This is a genomic window from Actinomadura sp. DC4 (assembly GCF_030406325.1).
Classification (GTDB): Bacteria; Actinomycetota; Actinomycetes; order Streptosporangiales; family Streptosporangiaceae; genus Actinoallomurus.
This window is the reverse complement of the sequence record NZ_JAUEQY010000038.1, coordinates 49,031-74,454: the sequence shown is the minus strand read 5'-3', so window position 1 is coordinate 74,454 and position 25,424 is coordinate 49,031. Positions and strand designations below refer to the sequence as shown.

The window sequence follows — 25,424 nt, the reverse complement described above, 5'->3', positions numbered from 1 at the left end:
GCCGAGAAGGAGGACGGCCGGTGGCTGGCCATGATGCGCATCCACCACCTGGCCCAGGACAACACGACCCACGCCGTGCTGCTCGGTGAGCTGGCCGCGATGCTGTCCGGCCGCGAGGCGTCGCTGCCCGCGCCGCTGCCGTTCCGCGACTTCGTCGCCCAGGCCCGCCTCGGCGTCTCCCGCGAGGACCACCACCGCTACTTCACCGACCTGCTCCGCGGCATCGACGAGACCACCGCCCCGTACGGCCTGATGGACGTGCACGGCGACGGCGCGGGCGTGCGACGCGCGCACCTGACCGTCGACGACGAGACCAACGACCGGATACGGGACGTCGCACGCGACCTCGGCGTCAGCCCGGCGACGCTCTTCCACCTGGCCTGGGCGCGCGTGCTGGCCACGGTCAGCGGCCGGGACGACGTCGTCTTCGGGACCGTCCTGTTCGGCCGGATGAACGCCGGCGCCGGCGCCGACCGCGTCCCCGGCCTGTTCATCAACACGCTGCCCGTACGGGTAAGGACCGGCTCGTACGCCGTGGCCGAGGCGCTGGAGGAGATGCGCGGACAGCTCGCCGAACTGCTCGTCCACGAACACGCGCCGCTCTCCCTGGCCCAGCAGGCCGCCGAGATCCCCGGTGGCGGCCCGCTGTTCACCGCACTGTTCAACTACCGGCACCGCCGCCGCGGGAACGCGGCGCCCGAGCAGCCCGGGAGCACGGGGGTGCGGACCGTGTTCACCCCGACCCAGGGCAGCACGAACTATCCCCTGGCCGTCTCGGTGGACGACCGGGGCACCGGGTTCGAGCTGGCCGTGGACGCGGCGACGGTGGAGCCGGAGGAGGTCTGCCGCCTCCTGCGCACCTGCGTCGGCGGACTGGTCACCGCGCTCGCGGACGACCCGGACGCGCGGCTGTCCGCGGTCGAGGTCCTCGACCGGGCCGGGCGGGACCGGATCGTAGGAGACTGGAACGACACCCGCGTCGACCTGCCGCCGATCTCGGTGCTCGAGATGTTCACGGCGCAGGCGGCGCGGACACCGGACGCCGTGGCGCTCGTGGCCGGCGGCACCGAACTCTCCTACGCCGGCCTGGACGCGCGGGCGAACCGCCTGGCGCACCGGCTGCGAGACCAGGGCGTGGGCACGGAGTCGGTCGTCGCGCTCCGCCTGCCCCGCGGCCTGGAGATGATCACGGCCATCATCGGCGTCTGGAAGGCCGGCGCGGCGTACGTGCCGATCGACCCGGACCAGCCGGACGAGCGCACCTCCTACGCACTGGCCGACAGCCGCGCGGCCCTCACCCTGACCCCCGGGCACCTGGAATCGCTTCCGCCCGCCGAAGCCCCTCCGGTGTCGATCGCCGCAGGTCAGGTTGCCTATGTGATCTACACGTCGGGGTCGACGGGCCGTCCGAAGGGAGTCGCGGTCACCCACGGCAACCTGGCGAACTACGTGGCGACGGTGCCGGGGCGGGTCGGTTTCGACGGCCCCGGCCGGTATGCCGTGCTGCAGGCGCAGGTGACGGACCTGGGCAACACGGTCGTGTTCGCCAGCCTGACCTCCGGCGGTGAGCTGCACATCCTGGACGAGGACACCGTCACCGATCCCGAGGCCGTTCGGGCCTATCTCTCGGAGCAGCGGATCGACTATCTCAAGGCCGTTCCCTCGCACGTGGAGGCATTGGGCGGTGTCCTGCCGCGACGGTCGCTGGTCCTGGGCGGTGAGGCCGCCTCAGCAGAGCTGGTGGCGGAGCTGCTGGCCGGTGAGTGTGCGGTGTTCAACCACTACGGCCCGACCGAGACCACCATCGGCGTCGCCACCACACGGCTGACCGCGTCCGGCGTGGTGCCGATCGGCACGCCCGTCGGCAACACCCGCCTCTACGTGCTCGACGCCCACCTACAGCCGGCCCCGATCGGCGTGGCCGGTGAGCTCTACATCGCCGGGGCGCAACTGGCTCGGGGTTATGTGGGTCGTCCGGGTCTGACCGCGGAGCGGTTCGTGGCCTGCCCGTACGGCGGGCGGATGTACCGCACCGGAGACCTGGCGCACTGGACTCCCGAAGGCCGGCTGGTCTTCGAAGGCCGAGCCGACGAGCAGGTCAAGATCCGCGGCTTCCGCGTCGAACCCGGCGAGGTCCGGGCCGTACTCGCCGCACACCCGCAGGTCACCCAGGCAGCGGTCATCGCCCGCGAGGAAACCCCCGGCGACAGGCGCCTCGTCGCCTACGTAACCCCCGCCGACACCGACACCGCCGCGATCAGGGAGTTCGCCGCCGGACGCCTGCCCGCACACATGGTCCCCTCGGCCGTCGTCGCCCTGGACGCACTGCCACTGGCGAGCAACGGCAAGCTCGACCGCAAGGCCCTCCCCGCCCCCGACCACGCGGCCGGCGGCGCGAGCGGCCGGGCACCGGCCACACCGGAGGAGGAGTTCCTCTGCCGGGCCTTCGCCGAGGTGCTCGGCCTGAAGACGGCCGGTGTGGACGACGACTTCTTCGCCCTCGGCGGCCACTCGCTGCTGGCCATGCGGCTGGCCGGCGAGGTGCGTGAGGAACTGGGGGCGGAGCTGCCGGTCCGGGCGGTCTTCGCGGCCCCGACGCCGGCCGGGCTGGCCGCCTGGCTCGCGGAACACGGTGACACACGACAGCAGGCAGCGAGGCCCGTACTGCGGCCGATGCGCAGGCAGCAGGAGGAGACCCGATGATCCCGCTTTCATTCGCCCAGCGCCGGCTCTGGTTCCTCGCCCAGCTCGGCGGGCCGAACCGCGCCTACAACCGCTCCATCATCATGCGCCTGTCCGGCGACCTCGACCGGGCGGCGCTCGCCGCGGCGCTCCGGGACGTGCTCGCCCGGCACGAGGTGCTGCGCACGGTCTTTCCCGAACGCGACGGCGAGCCGTACCAGCAGATCGTGCCGGTGGACGAGACCGGCTTCGACCTGGCCGTCGCCGACGTGCCGGCGGAGGAGATGCCGGCGGCGGTCGCGACCGCCGTACGGCGCACCTTCGACCTCGCCGCCGACATCCCGCTGCGGGCCTGGCTGTTCGCGGAACGCCCGGATGAGCACGTGCTCGTCGTCCAGGTCCATCACATCGCCTGGGACGGCTGGTCGGCGGGGCCGCTGGCAAAGGACCTGTCGAAGGCGTACGCGGCGCGGCGCGAGGGCCGGGCGCCGGTCTGGAAGCCGCTGCCGGTGCAGTACGCCGACTACACCCTGTGGCAGCGCGAGCTGCTCGGCGACGAGGACGACCCGCGGAGCGTCCTGTCCCGGCAGCTCACGTACTGGCGGGAAAGGCTGGCCGGCGCCCCGGAGGAGCTCACACTGCCGGCCGACCGGCCACGTCCCGCGATGCCGTCCTACCGCGGGCACCAGGTCCCCTTCGAGATCCCGGCGGACGTCCACGCGCGGCTGCTCGCCATCGCGCGCGAGCGGCGCATGAGCCTGTTCATGGTGCTGCAGGCCGGCCTCGCCGTGCTCCTGTCGCGCTTCGGAGCCGGCACGGACGTCCCGATCGGCACCGCGATCGCCGGCCGTACCGACCGGGCCCTCCATGACCTGGTCGGCTTCTTCGTCAACACGCTCGTCATGCGCGTCGACCTGTCCGGCGACCCGGCGTACACCGAGGTGCTGGACCGGGTACGCGAGGTGGCGCTGGGCGCGCTCGAACACCAGGACGTGCCGTTCGAGCGGCTGGTGGAGGAGCTGGCCCCGGCCCGCTCGCTGGCCCGCCACCCGCTGTTCCAGGTGATGCTGACGCTGCAGAACACCGGGGCGGCCGAGCTGAGCCTGCCCGGCCTCGCGGTGTCCGGCCTGGCCGGCGGCGAAACCGCCGCCAAGTTCGACCTCGAGGTCACCGCCGGCGAGGTCCACGACGCCACGGGTGCCCCGGCCGGGTTACGCGGCACGGTGACGGTGGCGGCCGACCTGTTCGACGAGCGCACCGCCGACCGGCTCGCCGATGGCTGGGCCCGCGTGCTCGCGGCGGTGGCCGGGGACCCGGCGGTACGCGTGCGCGCGGTCGACGTGCTGGACCCGGCGGAGCGGCGGACGCTCCTCGTCGGCTGGAACGACACCGCGGCGGAGGTCCCGGCCTCGACCGCGCCGGAGCTGTTCGCGGCCCAGGTGGCGCGTACGCCGGAGGCGATCGCGATCGTGGCCGACGGCACCGAGGTGTCGTACGCGGATCTGGACGCGCGGGCGAACCGGCTCGCCGGCCTGCTGGCCCGCCACGGGACCGGGCCGGAGACGGTCGTCGCGGTCGCCATGGAGCGGGGCGCCGACCTGATGGTCGCCCTCCTGGCCGTGCTCAAGGCGGGCGGCGCGTACCTCCTGCTCGACGCCGAGCACCCCGCCGAGCGCGTCGCGTACATGCTGGACGACGCGGGTGTCCGGACCGTGGTGACGACGGAGGCGTGGGACGGGACCCTGCCCTCCGACGTCGCGCGCCTGGTCGTGGACGACCCCGCGACGGCCCGCGCGGAACCGGGCGCCGTCACCCCGCCGGCACCGGCCTCCCCGGCGTACGTGATCTACACCTCCGGGTCGACGGGCCGCCCGAAGGGCGTGCTGGTCTCCCACGCCGGGGTGGCGAGCATGGTGGCGAACCACGTCCGCCACCTGGGAGTCGGCCCCGGCGCCCGAGTCGGGCAGTTCGCCTCGGCGGCGTTCGACACGTTCGGCTGGGAGTGGATGATGACGCTCCTGTCCGGCGGCACGCTCGTCGTCATCCCACGGGACCGGCGCCTCGGCGGCGTCCTGCCGGCGCTGCTGGCGAGCGAACGCGTGTCGCACGTGACCCTGCCCCCGGCCGTCCTGGCGACCCTGCCCGAGACGTCGATCTCCCCGGAGACCGTCCTGGTCGTGGCCGGCGAGGCGACCTCCGCAGAACTCATGAAACGGTGGGCGCCCGGCCGCCGGATGTTCAACTCCTACGGGCCGGCCGAGACGACGGTGGACGCCACGCTGTGGCGGTGCGACCCGGACTCCGGTGACGTGCCGATCGGCCGGCCGGTGCTCAACACGCGCGTGTTCGCCCTGGACGAGAGCCTCCACCCGGTACCGGTGGGCGTGGTCGGCGAGCTGTACGTGGCCGGCGCGGGACTGGCGCGCGGCTACGCCGGACGGTCCGGGCTGACCGCCGAGCGCTTCGTGGCGTGCCCGTTCGGCGAGCCGGGCGAGCGGATGTACCGGACCGGGGACCTGGTCCGGTGGCGGGCCGACGGCCGGCTGGTGTTCGCCGGGCGCGCCGACGAGCAGGTGAAGATCCGTGGCTCGCGGATCGAGCCCGGCGAGGTGGAGGCGGTGCTGGCCGCCCACCCGGAGGTGGCGCAGGTCGCCGTGGTCGCGCGCGAGGACGTTCCGGGCGACAAGCGCCTCGTCGCCTACGTCGTCCCGGCCGGCCGGGACGATCCCGCCCTGGCCGCCGCCCTGCGCGACGCCGCGGCCACCCGGCTGCCCCCGTACATGGTGCCGTCCGCCGTCGTGACCATGGCGGCGCTGCCGATCACCACCAACGGCAAACTCGACCGGCGGGCACTGCCCGCGCCCGGCTACGTGGTGGACACCGGCCGCGCCCCGGTCACCGCGGCCGAGGAGCTGCTCTGCCAGGCCTTCGCCGAGGTGCTCGGCCTCGAACGCGTCGGCGTCGAGGACGACTTCTTCGCCCTCGGCGGGCACTCACTGCTGGCGACGCGGCTGGTGAGCCGGGTCCGCGCCGTCCTTGGCGTGGAGCTGACCGTACGGGCGCTGTTCGAGGCGCCCACGCCCGCGGGCCTCGCCGCGCGGTCGGCCGGCGCGGACGCGGCGCGTGCCGCGCTCGTGCCGATGGCGCGCCCGGAGCGGCTGCCGCTCTCGTACGCGCAGCGGCGGCTGTGGTTCCTGACGCAGTTGGAGGGGCCGAGCGCCACCTACAACGGCTCGATCGCGCTGCGCCTGTCCGGCGAGCTGGACCGCGCGGCGCTGGGCACGGCGCTGCGTGACGTGCTGGGCCGGCACGAGGTGCTGCGAACGGTCTTCGCAGCCACCGGCGGCGAGCCGTACCAGCGCGTCGTCGACCTCGACACGTTCTCCTGGGACCTCACGGTCGCCCAGACGGACGACCCGGACGCCGCCGTCGCGGAGGCGGGCCGGCACCTCTTCGACCTGTCCGCCGAGGTGCCGATCAAGGCGTGGCTGTTCGACGCCGGCTCCGGTGAGCACGTCCTCGTGCTGGTGGTGCACCACATCGCGAGCGACGGCTGGTCGATGCGGCCGCTCGCCCGGGACGTGTCCGTCGCGTACGCGGCGCGGCGCAAGGGGCGGGCACCCGCGTGGGCTCCTCTGCCCGTGCAGTACGCGGACTACGCGCTGTGGCAGCGGGACCTGCTCGGCGCCGAGTCCGACCCCGGCGGCCTGCTGTCGCGCCAGGTGGCGTACTGGCGGGACGCGCTCGCCGGCGCCCCGGCGGAACTGGCGCTCCCGTACGACCGGCCGCGCCCGGCGGTCGCCTCACACCGCGGTCACCGGGTCCCCCTCGAACTGCCCGCCGAGGTGCACGCGCGGCTGCGGGAGCTGGCCCGCGCCGAGGGCGTGACCGTCTTCATGACCCTGCAGGCCGCGCTCGCCCTGACCCTGTCGCGGCTGGGCGCGGGGACGGACCTCCCGATCGGCGTGGCGACCGCCGGCCGGCTGGACGAGGCGCTGGACGATCTGGTCGGTTTCTTCGTGAACACGCTGGTCGTCCGTGCCGATGTGTCGGGTGATCCGTCGTTCGCGGAGTTGCTGGGCCGGGTGCGGGAGGCGAGTCTGGGGGCGTACGCGCATCAGGACGTGCCGTTCGAGCGGCTGGTCGAGGAGCTCGCGCCGGTCCGGTCGATGGCGCGGCATCCGCTGTTCCAGGTGATGCTGACCCTGCAGAACAACGCCCAGGCCGCGCTGGACCTGCCCGGCGTCGAGGCCGGTGGGGTACGGCCGGCCGCGCCGCGGGAGACGGAGTCGGCGGCCAAGTTCGACCTGGAGGTCACCCTCGCCGAGGTCTTCGACGCCGACGGCGCCCCGGCCGGGCTGCGCGGTGTGGTGGTCACCTCCGCCGACGTCTTCGACGCGGACACGGCTCCGCGGTTCGCGGCCTGGCTGAACCGGTCGATCGCGACCGTGTCCGCGGAGCCGGGCATCCGGGCCGGCGGCGTCGAGGTGATGGACGAGGCCGAGCGGAACCGTGTGCTGGTGGAGTGGAACAGACCGGTCGCCGAGCCCGCCGGTGTGGTGCCGGACCTGTTCGCCGCGCAGGTGGCGCGGACTCCGGACGCGGTGGCGGTGATCTGCGAGGACGAGCGGGTCTCGTACGCGGAGCTGGACGCGCGGGCCGAACACGTGGCGCACGGGCTGCGCGGTCAGGGCGTGGGCGCGGAGTCGGTCGTCGGGCTCTGCCTGCCGCGCGGTGTCGAGATGGTGGCGGCGATTCTGGGGGTCTGGAAGGCCGGCGGGGCCTACGTGCCGCTGGACCCCGACTATCCGGCGGAACGCCTGGAGTTCATGCTCGCCGACAGCGGCGCCGAAGTCGTCCTGGGGCGCCCCGGGCCGGCATCGGCGGACCTGCGTCGCGTCCGGGTACGGCCGGAACAACTGGCGTACGTGATCTACACGTCGGGCTCGACCGGGCGGCCCAAGGGCGTGGCCGTCTCGCATGCCGGGTTGGCGAATCTCGTGGCGGCGCTGGTTCCGGTGCTGGGTGCCGGGCCCGGTGTACGGGTGTTGCAGTTCGCCTCGTTCAGTTTCGACGCGTCGGTGCTCGACGTCGCGGTGACGTTGGTGGCGGGCGGGACTCTCGTCGTGGCGTCGTCCGCCGAACGGTCCGACATGGCCGCGCTCACCCGGCTCGTCCGCGAGACCGGTGTCGAGGCCATGAGCGTGGGGCCGTCCCTGCTGGAGGTCCTCGACCCGGCCGCGATGCCGGGACTGTCCCGCGTACTGGTCGGCTCGGAGCCGATCAGCCGGGCGCAGGCCGGTGCGTGGTCGCGGGGCCGCTGTCTGGTCAACACCTACGGGCCGACCGAGGCCACGGTCATGGTGACGACCGGCCCCGTGGACGGCTCGGGCCCGGTCGTGCCGATGGGGTCACCAGTGGCCGGCATGAGCGTGTTCGTGCTGGACGCGTTCCTCAGGCCGGTGCCGGTGGGTGTGGCCGGTGAGGTGTACATCGCCGGTGCGCAGCTGGCTCGCGGCTATGTGGGTCGTCCGGGGTGGACGGCCGAGCGGTTCGTCGCGTGCCCGTTCGGCGGGCGGATGTACCGGACCGGGGATCTGGCCCGCTGGACTGCCGAGGGCCGGTTGGTGTTCGCGGGCCGGGCCGATGAGCAGGTCAAGATCCGCGGGTTCCGCATCGAACCCGGCGAGGTCCAGTCCGCGCTGGCCGCCCACCCGCAGGTCGCCCAGGCCGCCGTCGTCGTCCGTGAGGACACCCCGGGGGAGAAACGCCTGGTCGCCTACCTCGTACCGGCCGGCCCGGGCCGGGACGACGGGGCACTGACCGCCGCCGTACACGACCTGGCGGCCGAGCGGCTGCCCGGCCACATGGTGCCCGCGGCCTTCGTCGTCCTGGACGCGCTGCCGCTCACGATGAGCAAGAAGCTGGACCGCGCCGCGCTGCCCGAACCCGACTACCACGCCGGTACGGGCCGTGGCCCGGCGACGCTGCAGGAGGAAGTGCTCTGCCAGGCCTTCGCCGAGGTGCTGGGCCTGGAACGCGTGGGCGTCGAGGACGACTTCTTCAAGCTGGGCGGGCATTCGCTGCTGGCGGTCCGGCTGGTGGAACTGCTGCGGGGACGCGGCCTGTCGGTGTCGGTACGGGCGCTGTTCCAGACCCCGACGCCGGCGGGTCTCGCGTCGGCGGCGGGCCCGGCCGAGGTGGCCGTCCCGCCGAACCGCATCCCTCCGGACGCCCGTGAGATCACCCCGGACATGCTGCCGCTGGTGGACCTGTCGGCCGTCGGCGTCGCACGCGTCGTCGCGGCGGTGGAGGGCGGCGCGGCGAACGTCGCGGACGTCTACCCGCTGGCGCCGCTGCAGGAGGGGTTGTTCTTCCACCATCTGATGGCGGGCGGTGGCCCGGACGCGTACGTGCTGCCGAGGGTGCTCCGGTTCGAGGCGCGGGAGCGGCTGGACGCCTTCCTGGGCGCGCTGCAACGAGTGATCGACCGGCACGACATCTACCGCACCGCGATCGTCTGGGACGGGCTGCCCGAGCCGGTCCAGGTCGTGCTCCGCCGCGCCGTCCTGCCGGTCGAGGAGGTCGTGCTCGACGCCGGCGACGCCGATCCCGAGGCGCGGTTGCTCGCGGCCGGCGGGCCCGGGATGGACCTCGGCCGCGCACCGCTGATCGACGTACGGGCCGCCGCCGAGCCGGGCACCGGCCGGTGGCTGGCCCTGCTGCGCATGCACCACCTGGTGCAGGACCACATGGCCCAGGACCTGCTCCTCAGCGAGCTCGGCGCGATCCTGTCCGGGAACGAGGGGTCGCTGCCGGAACCACCGCCGTTCCGCGACTTCGTCGCCCAGGCGCGGCTCGGGATCTCCCGCGAGGAGCACGAGGCGTACTTCGCGAGCCTGCTCGGCGACGTCGAGGAGACCACGGCGCCGTACGGGCTGCTGGACGTGCACGGCGACGGCGGTGACGTCGAGCGGGCGAGCCTCGCGGTCGACGAGGAGGTCGGCGCGCGCGTACGGGAGGTGGCGCGGGGGCTGGGAGTGAGCCCCGCGACCGTCTTCCACCTGGCCTGGGCCCGTGTCCTGGCCACGGTCAGCGGCCGTGACGACGTGGTCTTCGGGACCGTCCTGTTCGGCCGGATGAGCGCCGGCGCCGATCGGGTGCAGGGGCCGTTCATCAACACGCTGCCGGTACGGGTCCGCCTCGGGGGGACCCGCGTGGGCGCGGCGCTGGACGGCCTGCGGAGTCAGCTCGCCGAACTCCTGGTCCACGAGCACGCGCCCCTCGCGCTGGCGCAACAGGCGGGCGGCGTTCCGGGCGGCACCCCGCTGTTCACGTCTCTGTTCAACTACCGGCACAGCCCCCAGACCGCGCCGCGAACCCGCGCGCGGGGCGAGGCGGGCATCAGCACGGTCTCGGCGCGTGAGGCGACCAACTACCCGGTGACGATCTCGATCGAGGACCGGGGCACGCGGTTCGGGCTGACCGTCGACGCGGTGAGGCCGGTGGAGGGGGAGGCGGTGTGCCGGTTGCTGCACACCTGTCTCGTGAACCTGGTGACCACGCTGGAGCACGACCCGGACGCCCGCCTGTCGGCCGTCGAGATCCTCGAGGAGGACGCGCGCGACCAGGTCGTACGCGAGTGGAACGACACCGCCGCGGCGATCCCCCCGGTCTCGCTCGCCGGCCTCTTCGAGGCCCAGGCCGGGCGGACCCCCGGCGCGGTGGCGCTGATCGCCGAGGACACCACGGTGTCGTACGCCGACCTGGACGCGCGCGCGAACCGGCTCGCCCACCACCTGGCCGCCCGGGGCGCAGGCGTCGAGTCGGTCGTCGCCGTCTGCCTCGAACGCGGCGTGGAACTCGTCGTGACGCTGCTCGCCGTGCTGAAGGCGGGAGCCGCGTACCTGCCGGTGGACCCGGACCACCCCGCCGGCCGCGTCGCCCTCACCCTGGCGGAGGCCGGAGCCGCGCACGTGGTGACCACGGCCGCGCCGGCGGAACGGCTGCCCGGCGACGCCGTACGGATCGTCCTGGACGACCCGGCGACCGCCGCCGACCTCGCGGCACGACCGGCGAGCCGGCCCGGTGTGCCGGTCACCGCGGCCAACCCCGCGTACATGATCTTCACGTCGGGCTCGACCGGGCGCCCGAAGGGCGTGCTGGTCCCGCACGGCGGCATCGTCAACCGGCTCGCCTGGATGCAGGAGCGGTACGGCCTGACGCCGGAGGACCGGATCCTGCAGAAGACGCCGTTCGGCTTCGACGTCTCGGTGTGGGAGTTCTTCTGGCCGCTCCTGAACGGGGCCGGGTTGGTCCTGGCCCGGCCCGGCGGGCACCGCGACCCCTCCTACCTCGCAGACCTGATCCGGGAGCGGCGGGTGACGACGGTGCATTTCGTGCCGTCGATGCTGGAGGCCTTCCTGGCCGAGCCGGCGGTGGCGGACGGTACGAGCCTGCGGCGCGTGATCTGCTCGGGTGAGGCGCTGTCCCTCGCCGCCGAGCGGGAGTTCTTCGCCCGGTTCGCCGGCGTCGAGCTGCACAACCTGTACGGGCCGACCGAGGCCTCCGTCGACGTGACGGCCTGGCAGTGCCGCCCCGGGCACACCGGGACGTCCGTGCCGATCGGCGCCCCGATCGCCAACACCCGCGTGTACGTCCTGGACGCCGCGCTGGCCCCCGTTCCCGCCGGCGTGGCGGGCGAGCTGTACCTCGCGGGAGCCGGCCTGGCGCGCGGGTACGCGGGCCGCCCGGGGCTTACCGCCGAGCGGTTCGTCGCGTGCCCGTACGGCGGGCGCATGTACCGCACCGGCGACGTGGCGCGGTGGCGCGCCGACGGGGCCCTGGAGTTCCTGGGCCGGGCGGACGAGCAGGTGAAGATCCGCGGATTCCGCGTGGAACCGGGCGAGATCCAGGCCGTACTGGCCGCCCACCCGCAGGTCGCCCAGGCCGCGGTGGTCCTCCGCGAGGACGCCCCCGGCGGCGGACGCCTCGTCGCCTACGTGGTCGCCGCAGGCGCGGCGGACGACCTGCCCGATGCCCTGCGCGCACTCGCGGCCGAACGGCTGCCCGGCCACATGGTCCCGTCCGCGGTGGTCGTGCTGGACGTGCTGCCGCTGACCGCCAACGGCAAGCTGGACCGCGGCTCCCTGCCCGCCCCCGAGTACGAGGGCGGCGCGGGCCGCGGTCCCGCCACGGTGCGCGAGGAGCTCCTGTGTCAGGTGTTCGCGCAGGTCCTCGGGCTGTCCGGCGTGGGGGTCGATGACGACTTCTTCCTGCTGGGCGGGCATTCGCTGCTGGCGACGCGGCTGGTGAGCCGCGTCCGTGCGGTGCTGGGCGTCGAGATGCCGCTGCGCGCCCTGTTCGACGCGCCGACCGTGGCGCGGCTGGCGGTACGGCTGGACGACGCCGGCACGGCGCGCACGGCCCTGACGCTGGTCGCGCGTCCGGAGCGGGTGCCGCTGTCGTACGCGCAGCGGCGCCTGTGGTTCATCGGCCGGCTGGAGGGGCCGAACGCCACGTACAACAGCCCGGTCGTACTGCGGCTGACCGGCGACCTCGACCGGCGCGCGCTCGGTGCGGCGTTCCGCGACGTGATCGGCCGGCACGAGGTGCTGCGGACGGTCTACCCGGCGATCGACGGCGAGCCGTACCAGCACGTCATCGGGCTCGACGACCTGTCGTGGGAGCTGACGGCCGCCGAGCTCGCCGAGGGCGCCGTGGCGGAGGCGAGCGCGCACGTCTTCGACCTGTCGTCCGAGGTGCCGATCCGGGCCTGGCTGTTCGACGCGGGGGCCGAGGGCCACGTGCTGGTGCTGGTGGTGCATCACATCGCGAGTGACGGCTGGTCGCTGGGTCCGCTGGCGCGTGACCTGACCGACGCGTACGCGGCACGGTGTGAGGGCCGGGCGCCGGAGTGGGTTCCGTTGCCGGTGCAGTACGCGGATTATGCGCTGTGGCAGCGGGGGCTGCTCGATGCCGAGGGTGTGTTGTCGCGTCAGGTGGCGTACTGGCGTGCTGCTTTGGCCGGTGTTCCGGAGGAGCTGTCGTTGCCGTTCGATCGGCCGCGTCCGGCGGTGGCCTCGCATGAGGGATACCGGGTTCCGTTGGAGCTGCCGGCTCAGGTGCATGCGCGGCTGCGTGAGGTGGCGCGTGCTGAGGGTGTGACCGTGTTCATGGTGGTGCAGGCGGCGCTGGCGATGATGCTGTCGCGGCTCGGCGCGGGGGTGGACGTGCCGGTCGGTTCGGCGGTGGCGGGCCGGTTGGACGAGGCGCTGGACGATCTGGTCGGGTTCTTCGTGAACACGCTGGTGATCCGTAGTGACCTGTCGGGTGATCCGTCGTTCGGTGAGTTGCTGGGCCGGGTGCGTGAGGCGAGTCTGGGGGCGTACGCGCATCAGGACGTGCCGTTCGAGCGGCTGGTGGAGGAGCTGGCTCCGGCGCGGTCGATGGCGCGGCACCCGCTGTTCCAGGTCATGCTGACGCTCCAGAACAACGACTCCACGGAACTGCGGCTTCCCGGTCTGCGGGTCGGCGGGCTCACGACGGGCACGGCGACCGCCAAGTTCGACCTGGAGATCGCCCTCACCGAGGCGTTCGACGCGGGCGGGGCGCCGGCGGGTGTGCGCGGCGCGGTGACGGTGGCGGCCGACGTGTTCGACGCCGAGTCGGCGGTACGGATCGCGGGCTGGTTCGGGCGTGTGGCCGAGGTCGTCACGGCGGCGCCGGAGACGCGGCTGAGCGGCGTGGACCTGATGGGGCCCGAGGAGCGGCGGCGCGTTCTCCAGGAGTGGCCCGGCACCGCGGTGGAGCTGTCGGGCCGGAGCCTGCCGGAGCTGTTCGAGGCACAGGCCGCCGCGACGCCCGGCCACACCGCGGTGACGTCCACGGACGCGACGCTCACGTACGCGGAGCTGAACGCCCGGGCCAACCGGCTGGCATGGTCGTTGGTGGAGCGTGGGGTCGGCCCGGAGGACCTGGTCGGGGTCGCGCTGGAGCGCTCGCCGGAGCTGGTGGTCGCTCTGCTGGCCGTCCTCAAGGCGGGCGCGGCGTACCTGCCGATCGACGGCGACCACCCGGCCGAACGCGTCGCCTTCATGCTCGAAGACGCCGCTCCGGCCGTGATCCTCACGGAGATGGAGGCGCTCGAAGGTTTCTCCGACGCGAACCCTCCCACGCGGGTCGGGCCGGCGCATCCGGCGTACGTGAACTACACGTCGGGTTCGACGGGGACGCCGAAGGCGGTCGTGGTGCCGCATCGGGCCGTGGAGCGGCTGGTGCACGGTCCGGATTTCGTTCGGTGGGAGGTCGATGACGTCGTGGCGCAGATGGCGCCGGTCTCCTTCGACGCCGCGACCTTGGAGATCTGGGGGCCGCTCCTCAACGGCGCCGCCGTCGCCATCGTCCCGCCGGGGCGGTTCTCCCCGTCCGACCTGAAGGCGTTCCTGGCCGAGTACCGGGTCACGGTCCTGTGGCTGACGGCCGGGCTGTTCCACGAGGCGGTCGACGCCGACGTGGAGTCCTTCGCCGGGCTGCGGTACCTCCTGGCCGGCGGCGACGTGCTGTCCGTGCCACGCTGCCGCACCGTCCTGGAACGGCTGCCGCAGGTCCGGCTCCTCAACGGGTACGGCCCGACCGAGAACACCACCTTCACCACCGTGGGCCGGGTCACGGCCGAGGATCTGGACCGGGGTACGGGCGTGCCGATCGGCCCGCCGATCACCAACACCCACACTTACGTACTGGATGAGGCCCTCCGCCCGGTGCCGGTCGGCGTGGCGGGCGAGCTGTACGTGACCGGCGCGGGCCTGGCGCGTGGCTATCTCGGGCGTCCCGGCCTGACGGCCGAACGTTTTGTCGCGTGTCCGTTCGGTGGCCGGATGTATCGGGTCGGTGATCTGGTGCGCTGGCTTCCGGACGGGCGGCTGGACTTCCTGGGCCGTACCGATGACCAGGTGAAGATCCGGGGCTTCCGCATCGAGCCCGGCGAGGTCGAGGCCGTCCTGCTGGCCCATCCGGGTGTCTCCCAGGTGGCCGTGGTCGTCCGCGAGGACACGCCGGGAAAGAAGCGCCTGGTCGCCTACCTCGTGCCCGCCGAGCCCGGTGACGACCCCGAGGCCCTGTCCGCCTCCGTACGTGAACGGGCGGCCGAGCGGCTACCGGCCTACATGGTCCCCTCCGCCACCGTGACGCTGAAGACCCTGCCGTTGAACCCCAACGGCAAGCTCGACCGCAGGGCGCTGCCCGCACCCGAGTTCCATGCCGGTGCGGGGCGTGGCCCGGCGACGCTGGAGGAAGAGGTCCTGTGCCGGGCCTTCGCCGAGGTCCTGGGCCTGGAGCGCGTGGGCGTCGAGGACGACTTCTTCAAACTCGGCGGGCACTCACTGCTGGCCGTCCGCCTGGTGGAGCTGCTGCGGGGCCGCGGTGTGGGGGTGTCGGTACGGGCCCTGTTCGACTCGCCGACCCCCGCCGGTCTGGCCGGTGCGTCCGGACCGGACGAGGTGGTCGTCCCGCCGAACCGCATCCCCGCCGACGCGACCGAGATCACCCCGGACATGCTCCCCCTCGTCGACCTGACCCCGGCCGACCTGGAGCGCGTCGTCGCGGCCGTCGAGGGCGGCGCGGCCAACGTCGCCGACGTGTACCCGCTCGCGCCGCTCCAGGAAGGGCTGTTCTTCCACCACCTGATGGCCGACGGCGGCACGGACGCCTACGTCGTACGGCGCGTGCTGCGGTTCGACGCGCGAGAGCGGCTGGACGCCTTCCTGGGCGCGCTGCAACGGGTGATCGACCGGCACGACATCTACCGGACCGCGATCGTCTGGGACGGGCTGCCCGAACCCGTCCAGGTCGTCGCCCGGCACGCGGCGCTCCCGGTCACCGAGGCCGCCGTCGACAACGAAGACGCCGCCGAGCGGCTGCGTGCCTCGGCGGGCGCGACGATGGACGTCGGCCGCGCCCCGCTCGTGGACGTGCACACCGCCGCCGAACCGGGCACGGGCCGATGGCTGGCCGTACTCCGCATGCACCACCTCGTCCAGGACCACCTGGCCCAGGACGTCCTCATCGAGGAGCTGGGCGCGATCCTCGCCGGCCACGAAGGACGGCTGCGCGAACCCCTCCCGTTCCGCGACTTCGTCGCCCAGGCGCGGCTCGGGATCTCCCGCGAGGAGCACGAGGCGTACTTCGCCGGCCTGCTCGGCGACGTCGAGGAGACCACGGCGCCGTACGGGCTGCTCGACGTGCACGGCGACGGCAGCGGCGTCACGCGGGCACGTCTCGGAGTCGACGAGCACACCGGTACGCGGGTGCGGGAAGTGGCACGGACCCTCGGGGTGAGCCCGGCGACCATCTTCCACCTGGCGTGGGCACGCGTCCTCGCGACCGTCAGCGGCCGGGACGACGTGGTCTTCGGGACCGTGCTGTTCGGCCGGATGAGCGCGGGCGCCGGCGCGGATCGGGTGCAGGGGCCGTTCATCAACACGCTGCCGGTACGGGTCCGCCTCGGTGAGACGGGCGTGGGCGCGGCGCTGGAGGACCTGCGGGGTCAGCTCGCCGAACTCCTGGTCCACGAGCACGCGTCGCTCGCCCTCGCGCAGCAGGCCGGCGGGGTTCCCGGCGGCACCCCGCTGTTCGCCTCGCTGTTCAACTACCGCCACGGCCAGGCGCCCGGCACCCCGTCGCCCGGCCAGGGCGCGACGGGCATCAGCACGGTCTCGACGCTGGAGGCGACGAACTATCCCGTGACGGTGTCGGTCGAGGACCGGGGCACGCGTTTCGGGCTGACGGTCGACGCGGTGGAGCCGGTGGACGGGGAGGCGGTGTGCCGGCTGCTGGCCACCGGCCTCCGCAACGTCGTGGCCGCGCTGGAGGAGGAGCCGCAGAGGCGGCTGTCGGCCGTCGACATCGTCGACGAAACCGAGCGCGACCAGGTCGTACGCGGATGGAACGACACCGCGGTCGCGATGCCGGGCTGCGGCGTCCACACGCTCGTGAGCGAACGAGCGTGGGTCCACCCGGACGCCGTCGCCGTGGAGTCCGGCGACGTACGCGTGTCGTACGCGGAGCTCGACGCGCGGGCGAACCGGATCGCCCACGCCCTGAGGGCGGCCGGCGTTTGCCGGGGCTCGCTCGTGGGCGTCTGCATGGAGCGCGGAGCCGACGTGGTCGCCGTGCTGCTCGGCGTGTGGAAGGCCGGCGCGGGCTACGTCCCCCTCGACCCCGGATACCCGGCGGAACGGCTCGGCTTCATGATCGCCGACGCCGGCGTACGCGTCGTCGTCACCCAGGAGAACCTCGCCCCTGACCTGCCGGAACTCGACGGCACGGTGCTGCCGGTCGAGGGCATCGACGCGTCACAACCGGACACCGACCCCGGCGTCGAGACCGGCGGCGGCGACGTCGCCTACGTCATGTTCACCTCGGGGTCGACGGGGCGTCCGAAGGGCGTCGTGGTCGAGCACCGGTCGATCGTCCGGCTGGTGTGGGGGCAGCGGTTCGCGGAGTTCACCGCGGACGGCGTGCACCTGCTGCTGGCCCCGCTCGCGTTCGACGCGTCGACGTTCGAACTGTGGGGCGCGCTGGTCCACGGAGGCCGGCTGGTCGTGGCGCCGCCCGGAGTGGTGGACGTCGCCGGGCTGGGGGACCTGGTGGCCGGCGGTGTCCGGAGCCTCTGGCTGACGGCGTCGTTCTTCAACGCCGTCGTGGATGAGAAACCGGACGTCCTGGCCGGCCTGGACCGGCTCCTCGTCGGTGGCGAGGCCCTCTCGGTGCCCCACGTACGGGCCGCGCAGCGGGCGGTGCCGGGGCTGCGGCTCGTGAACGGCTACGGGCCGACCGAGACGACGACGTTCGCGTGCACCCACGCGATCCCCGAACCGCCGGAAGGGGCGCGGTCGGTGCCGATCGGCGGGCCGATCGCGAACACCCAGGTGTACGTGCTGGACGCGGGCCTGGAGCCGGTGCCGGTCGGCGTCGCCGGGGAGCTGTACATCGGCGGAGCCGGTCTCGCCCGCGGCTACCTGGCGCGCCCGGGGCTGACGGCGGAGCGGTTCGTGGCCTGCCCGTACGGCGGGCGCATGTACCGCAGCGGCGACGTGGTCCGCTGGACCAACGAGGGCACCCTGGAGTTCACCGGACGGGCGGACGAGCAGGTCAAGATCCGCGGTTTCCGCATCGAACCCGGCGAGGTCCAGGCCGTCCTCGCCGCCCACCCACGGGTCGCCCAGGCCGCAGTGGTCGTCCGGCAGGAGGGCCCCGGCGAGAAGCGGCTGATCGCCTACGTCGTCCCGGCCGGCCCCGGGGAACCGGCGGACGTGATCCGCGCGTTCGCCGCCGAGCGGCTGCCCGACCACATGGTCCCCTCGGCCGTCGTCGTCCTGGACGCGCTGCCGCTGACCCCCAACGGCAAGCTCGACCGCCGCGCCCTGCCCCTGCCCGACCACGCGACTCCCGGTGACGCCCGCCGGCCGGTCACCGCGGCCGAGGAGATCCTCTGCCAGGCCTTCGCCGACGTGCTCGGCCTGGACGCGGTCGGCGTCGAGGACGACTTCTTCGCTCTCGGCGGCCACTCACTGCTGGCCATGCGGCTGGTCAGCCGCGTGCGCTCGATGCTGGGCACCGAACTGTCCGTCCGCGCGTTCTTCGAGACGCCCACGGTGGCCGGTCTCGCCGCCCGGCTCGCCGACGCCGGCCAGGCCCGCGCCGCACTGGTCCCGGTCGTACGTCCCGAGCGGGTGCCGTTGTCGTACGCGCAGCGGCGGCTGTGGTTCATCGGCCGGTTGGAGGGGCCGAGCGCGACGTACAACATCCCGGTGGCCCTGCGGCTGACCGGCGAGCTGGACCGGCGGGCCCTGGACGAGGCGTTGCGGGACGTGATCGGGCGGCACGAGGTGCTGCGGACGGTGTTCGCGGTCGCCGGCGGCGAGCCGTACCAGAAGGTCCTCGGCGTCGAGGAGACCGGGTCCGTGCTGTCGACGGTCGACGTGGGCGCCGGCGCGCTGGGCGACGAGGTGGCCGAGGCCACCGGCCACGCCTTCGACCTGGCCGCGGAACCGCCGGTCAAGGCGTGGCTGTTCGGCACCGGGCCGGACGAGCACGTACTGGTGCTGGTCGTGCACCACATCGCCGGTGACGGCTGGTCGATGGGACCGCTGTCGCGCGACGTGTCGGTCGCGTACGCGGCGCGGTGTGAGGGCCGGGCGCCGGTGTGGGTTCCGTTGCCGGTGCAGTACGCGGACTACGCGTTGTGGCAGCGGGAGCTGCTGGGCGACGAGCGTGACCCGGGCAGTGTTCTGTCGCGTCAGGTGGCGTACTGGCGTGAGGAGCTGGCGGGTGCGCCGGAGGAGCTGGCGCTGCCCTTCGACCGGCCGCGCCCGGCGGTCGCCTCGCACCGGGGCCACGCCGTACGCGTGGACGTCCCGGCCGGCGTGCACACGCGGCTGCGCGAGGTCGCCCGCGCCGAGGGCGTCACCGTGTTCATGGTGCTGCAGGCGGCCGTGGCGGTGCTGCTCAACCGGTTCGGCGCGGGTACGGACATTCCGATCGGTTCGGGTGTGGCGGGCCGGTTGGACGAGGCCCTCGATGATCTGGTCGGGTGTTTCGTGAACACGCTGGTGATTCGTAGTGATCTGTCGGGTGATCCGTCGTTCGCGGAGTTGCTGGGGCGGGTGCGGGAGAAGGGTTTGCGGGCGTACGCGCATCAGGATGTGCCGTTCGAGCGGCTGGTGGAGGAGCTGGCTCCGGTGCGTTCGCTGGGCCGTCAGCCGCTGTTCCAGGTCATCCTCACCATGCAGGACATCGCGTCGGGCGCCGGCGGACCGGGCTCGGCGGCGTCCGGGCTCCAGGCCAGCTCGCTGCCGACCGGTCAGGTCGGCGCCAAGTTCGACCTGAGCGTGCTGGTGGGGGAGAAGCTCGACGCCCAGGGCGCCGCGGCGGGAATCAGCGGCCTGGTGACCGGCCCGGCCGACCTGTTCGAGGCCGCCACGATCCAGCGCCTGGCCGACGCCCTCGTACGAGTGCTGTCGCTGCTGGTCGAGGACCCGTCCGTACGGCTGAGCGCGGTGGAGGCCCTCGACCCGGCCGAACGGCACCGGGTGCTCGTGGAGTGGAACGACACCGCGACGGAGGCTTCGCCGGCGTTGCTGCCGACGTTGTTGGGTCGTCAGGTGGCGCGTGTGCCGGAGGCGGTGGCGCTGGTCTCCGGTGATGAGGAGCTGTCGTACGCGGAGCTGGACGCCCGCGCCAATCAGTTGGCGCGTTTCCTGCGGGCCCAAGGTGTCGGTGCGGAGTCCGTGGTCGGCGTGTGCCTGCCGCGGGGTCTGGAGATGGTGACGGCGATCGTCGGTGTCTGGAAGGCGGGCGCGGCGTATGTGCCGATCGATCCGGGTCAGCCTGCGGAGCGGGTGGCGTTCGTGCAGTCCGACAGCGGCGCGGTGCTGACGCTGACCTCGGAAGAGGTGATGGAGGACCTGCCGGCCGGCCGTCACCGTCTCGTCGCCGTCGACGACCGGTTGGTCACCGCGATGCCGCCGGAGTCCCCGCAGGTGTCGATCGCTCCAGGTCAGATGGCCTATGTCATCTACACGTCCGGGTCGACGGGCCGCCCGAAGGGCGTGGCGGTCACGCACGCGAACCTGGCGAACTACGTCGCATTCGTGCCGAAGCGGGTCGGCTTCGACGGTCCCGGCCGGTATGCGGTGTTGCAGGCGCAGGTGACGGACCTGGGCAACACGGTGGTGTTCGCCAGCCTGGTCTCGGGCGGTGAGCTGCACATTCTGGACGAGGACACCGTCACCGACCCCGCTGCCGTCCGGGACTACTTGGCCGACCGGCGGATCGACTATCTCAAGGCGGTGCCCTCGCACGTGGCCGCGCTGGGCGGTGTGCTGCCGAGACGGTCGCTGGTCCTGGGCGGTGAAGCGGCTTCGCCGGAGTTGGTGGCGGAGCTGCTGGCCGGTGAGTGTGAGGTGTTCAACCACTACGGCCCGACCGAGGCCACGATCGGTGTCGCCACGGCGCGGTTGACCGGGTCCGGTGTGGTGCCGATCGGCAGGCCGGTGGGGAACACGCGTCTGTACGTGCTGGACGCTCGTTTGCGGCCGGTCCCGGTGGGTGTGGCCGGTGAGCTGTACATCGCGGGCGCTCAGTTGGCTCGGGGTTATGTGGGTCGTCCGGGGTTGACCGCGGAGCGGTTCGTGGCGTGCCCGTACGGCGGCGGGCGGATGTATCGGACCGGGGACCTGGCGCGCTGGACTCCCGAAGGCGAGCTGGTGTTCGCGGGCCGGGTCGATGAGCAGGTGAAGATCCGCGGGTTCCGCGTCGAACCGGGCGAGGTGCAGGCCGTACTCGTCGCACATCCGCAGGTCACGCAGGCGGCCGTGATCGCCGGTGATGACCAGCGGATCGTCGCCTACGTCACCCCGGCCGATGTCGACGCCGCCGCGATCAGGGAGTTCGCCGCCGGGCGTCTGCCGGAGTACATGGTGCCCTCGGCCGTCGTCGCCCTGGACAGGCTGCCGCTGGCGAGCAACGGCAAGCTCGACCGCAAGGCGCTGCCCGCCCCCGACTACGCCGCCGCGATCACGAGCGGGCGGGCCCCGGCGACGGTCGAAGAGGAGGTCCTGTGCGAGGTCTTCGCGGACGTGCTGGGCCTGGACCACGTCGGTGTGGAGGACGACTTCTTCGCACTCGGCGGGCATTCACTGCTCGCCGTCCGCCTCGTGGAACTGCTGCGGGCCCGCGGCGTCGCGATCTCCGTACGGGCGCTGTTCCAGACCCCGACCCCCGAGGGCCTGGCCGCGGTGGCCGCCCCCGAGACGGTCGACGTACCGCCGAACCGCATCCCGGCCGGCGCCACCGAGCTCACCTCCGACATGCTCCCCCTGGTCGACCTGACGCCCGAGCAGATCGGCCGGCTGGTCGCGGCCGTCGACGGCGGGGCCGCCAACGTCGCCGACGTCTACCCGCTCGCGCCGCTACAGGAGGGCATCTTCTTCCACCACCTCCTGCAGGCCGGCACCGGAACCGACCCGTACGCCTCACCCCGTGTCATCAGCTTCGACGCCCCGGAACGCCTCGAAGCGTTCCTCCACGGGCTGCAACGGGTGATCGACCGGCACGACATCTACCGCACCGCCATCGTGTGGGAGGGCCTGCCCGAACCCGTCCAGGTGGTCACCCGGAACGCCACGCTGCCCGTCACCGAGATCACTCTCGAAACCGGCGACGCGGTCGAACAGCTCCTCGCCGCCGGACGCAACCGGATGGACCTCGGGCGCGCGCCGCTCATCGACGTCCACACCGCCGCCGAGAAGGAGGACGGCCGGTGGCTGGCCATGATGCGCATCCACCACCTCGTACAGGACCACACCACCCAGGACGTACTCCTCGAAGAGCTCCGCGCGATCCTGTCCGGCCGCGAGGCGTCGCTGCCCGCGCCGCTGCCGTTCCGCGACTTCGTCGCCCAGGCCCGCCTCGGCGTCTCCCGCGAGGACCACCACCGCTACTTCACCGACCTGCTCCGCGGCATCGACGAGACCACCGCCCCGTACGGGCTGATGGACGTGCACGGCGACGGCAGCGGTGTCGTGCGCGCCGACCTGGGCCTCGACGCGGACGTGAGCCGCCGCGTACGCGAGGCCGCGCGTGACCTCGCGGTGAGCCCGGCGACCATCTTCCACCTGGCCTGGGCGCGGGTGCTCGCCACCGTCAGCGGCCGGGACGACGTCGTCTTCGGGACCGTCCTGTTCGGCCGGATGAACGCCGGCGCCGGCGCCGACCACGTGCCCGGCCTCTTCCTCAACACCCTGCCCGTGCGGGTCCGTGTCGACGCGTCCGGCGTCGGCGAGGCGCTGGACGGCCTCCGCCGCCAGCTCGCCGAACTCCTCGTCCACGAACACGCACCGCTCTCCCTGGCCCAGCAGGCCGCCGAGATCCCCGGTGGCGGCCCGCTGTTCACCTCGATCTTCAACTACCGGCACAGCGGCCGCCGCGACCCGGCACCCCGCCAGGAGGGCCCTGGACCCCGGGGCGCGACCTTCGTGTACGTGCACGAGGCCACCAACTACCCGATCGCCGTGTCCGTGGACGACCTGCCGACCGGGTTCGGGCTGACCGTGGACGCGGTGGCGCCGGTGGATCCCGGCGGGCTCTGCCGGCTGCTGCACACCTGCGTGGACAACCTCGTCGCGGTCCTGGAGGACGGCGCCGGCGGCGCGTACGCGGCGGTCGAGGTGCTGGAGCCCGCCGAGCACGACCGCCTCGCCCGGGGATGGAACGACACCGCCCCGGCCGTACCGGTGGCCGAGATGTTCGCCGAGCAGGCGGCACGCACCCCCGGCGCCCCGGCGCTCGTGGCGGGCGGCGCCGAGCTGTCCTACGCCGACCTGGACGCGCGGGCGGAAAGGCTCGCCCGGCTGCTCGCCGGCCGCGGCGTCGGCCCGGAGACCGTCGTCGCCGTCGTCCTGGAGCGCGGCGTCGACCTGTTGATCGCCCTGCTGGGCGTGCTCAAGGCCGGCGGTGCCTACCTGGCGCTCGATCCCGCGCAGCCGGCCGGACGGCTGGCCTTCGTCCTGGAGGACGCCCGGCCCGCGCTGACCGTCACCGGCGACGCCGGACCCGCGCTCCCCGGCCCCGTCCTGGCTCTCGGGTCGCCCGAATGCCGGGCGGCGTTGGGGACGACGGCCGACGGCCCGGTCGACCGGCCGGCGCCGCGCGGCGAGCACCCGGCGTACGTGGTCTACACGTCGGGATCGACGGGACGCCCGAAGGGCGTCGTCGTCACCCGGTCCGGCTTCGCGAACACCGCACGCGCCGGACGCACGCGCCTCGGCACGGGCCCGGGCGCGCGGGTCGCGCAGTTCGCCTCGGCCGGCTTCGACAACTTCTGCCTGGAGTGGTCGATCGCCCTGTCCGCGGGCGCGACCCTGGTGGTCGTGCCGCCGGGCGACCGGCTGGGCGATGAACTGTCCCGGTTCGTCGCCGAGCACGAGATCACCCACCTGTCGCTCCCGCCGGCCGTACTCGCCGGCCTGTGCGAGGACGCGATCCCCGCGCACGTCGTGCTGGAGGTCGGCGGCGACGCCTGCCCGCCGGAACTCATCACCCGCTGGGCGCCGGGGCGCGTCCTGTTCAACACCTACGGGCCCACCGAGACGACCGTCGACGCCACGGCGTGGCGCTGCCGTGCCGGCAGGGCCGAGGTACCGATCGGCACGCCCATCGGCGGCACCCGCGCGTACGTCCTGGACTCCCGCCTGCGGCCGGTCCCGGCCGGGGTGACCGGAGAGCTGTACGTGGCCGGCGCCGGCGTGGCCCGCGGCTACCTCGGCCGGCCCGCCCTGACCGGCGAGCGGTTCGTCGCCTCCCCGTACGAGGCCGGCGAGCGGATGTACCGGACCGGGGACCTGGCGCGCCGAACCCCCGAGGGCGAACTCGTCTTCGCGGGACGCGCCGACGACCAGGTGAAGATCCGCGGCTTCCGCATCGAGCCCGGCGAGGTCGAGGCCGCGCTCCTCGCCGACCCGCGCGTCGCCCAGGCCGCCGTCGTCGCCCGTACGGACGGCCAGGACGGCCCGCGCCTGGTCGGCTACGTCGTCCCCGCCGTGGCGGCCGACGACCTTGCCGCCTCCGTCCGTAGTGCGGCCGCCGAGCGTCTGCCGCACTACATGGTGCCCGCGGCCGTCGTCGTCCTCGACGCCCTGCCGCTGACCGCCAACGGCAAGCTCGACCGTACGGCACTGCCTGCCCCCGTTCACGCGGCCGACGACGGCCGGTCCCGCGGCGGCTCCGCCGACGCGCTGGAGGAGACGGTGCGCGAGGCGTTCGCGGGCGTCCTCGGCCTGCCCTCGGTCGGCGCCGACGGCGACTTCTTCGCGCTCGGCGGCCACTCCCTGCTCGCGGTCTCGCTCGTCGAGCGGCTGCGGGCCGGCGGGGTCACGGTGGCGCTGCGGGACGTGATCACGAACCCGACGCCGAACCTCCTGATCCGTACGCTCACCCTGTCGTCCGTACGGAACGCGGCCGACGGAGTGTTGCCGATCCGGACCGGCGGCGACGACCCGGCGTTCTTCTTCATCCACCCCGCAGGCGGGTTGAGCTGGTGCTACATGCCGTTCGCCCGGTACGTGCCGGACGGCCATCCGCTGTACGGCCTCCAGGCGCAGGGCCTGGACGGCGTCTCGGAGCCGGCGGGGTCGGTCGCCGAGATGGCCGCCGAGTACGTACGCCGTCTCCGCTCGCTGCAGCCGTCCGGCCCTTATCACCTGGTCGGCTGGTCGTTCGGCGGAACCCCGGCACACGAGATGGCGGTACGGCTGGAGGCCGAGGGCGAGGATGTCGCGTTGATCCTCCTGGACGCCTTCCCGCCGGTCCAGGGCGGGGCGGCCCGGCCCGGAGCCGAGGAGCAGCAGGAGGTCCTCGCGGAGCGCATCCGCGCCGAACTGGGCCACATGCTGGGCGGCTTCTCCGACGAGGAGTTCAAGCTCCTCGCGCGGGTGTTCCACAACAACGCGACGATCCGTACCGAACACGAGTACGGCCGGTTCGGCGGCGACACGCTGATCCTCGTGGCCGACGAGGGCAAGGCGGAGGACTTCTCCCACGACACCCTCTGGCGGCCCCACCTCACGCGGCGCCCCGCCGCCGCCGGCCTGCCGTGCGGGCACTCCGACATGGCCCGCCCAGAGATGATCGCGCTGGCCTGGGAGGCCATCGCCCAGTGGCTGCGGACCCGGAAGGCCTGA

At 73.6% G+C, this 25,424-nt stretch carries 2 protein-coding genes (1 of these 2 cut by a window edge); both read left to right on the top strand.

Translation table 11 applies throughout. The annotated features are described in order from the left end of the window. Window positions 1–2,703, top strand: the end of a protein-coding gene (locus QWU11_RS41000; protein WP_290119973.1) for a non-ribosomal peptide synthase/polyketide synthase. 16,131 nt of this gene lie to the left of the window's left edge; 2,703 of the gene's 18,834 nt are visible here — the last part of the coding sequence; the start codon falls outside the window, past its left edge; the stop codon is at window positions 2,701–2,703. Further along, window positions 2,700–25,424 (top strand): non-ribosomal peptide synthase/polyketide synthase, encoded by a 22,725-nt coding sequence (locus tag QWU11_RS40995; protein WP_290119972.1) that lies wholly within the window; start codon window positions 2,700–2,702, stop codon window positions 25,422–25,424. Before QWU11_RS41000 ends, QWU11_RS40995 begins: the two co-directional genes overlap by 4 nt.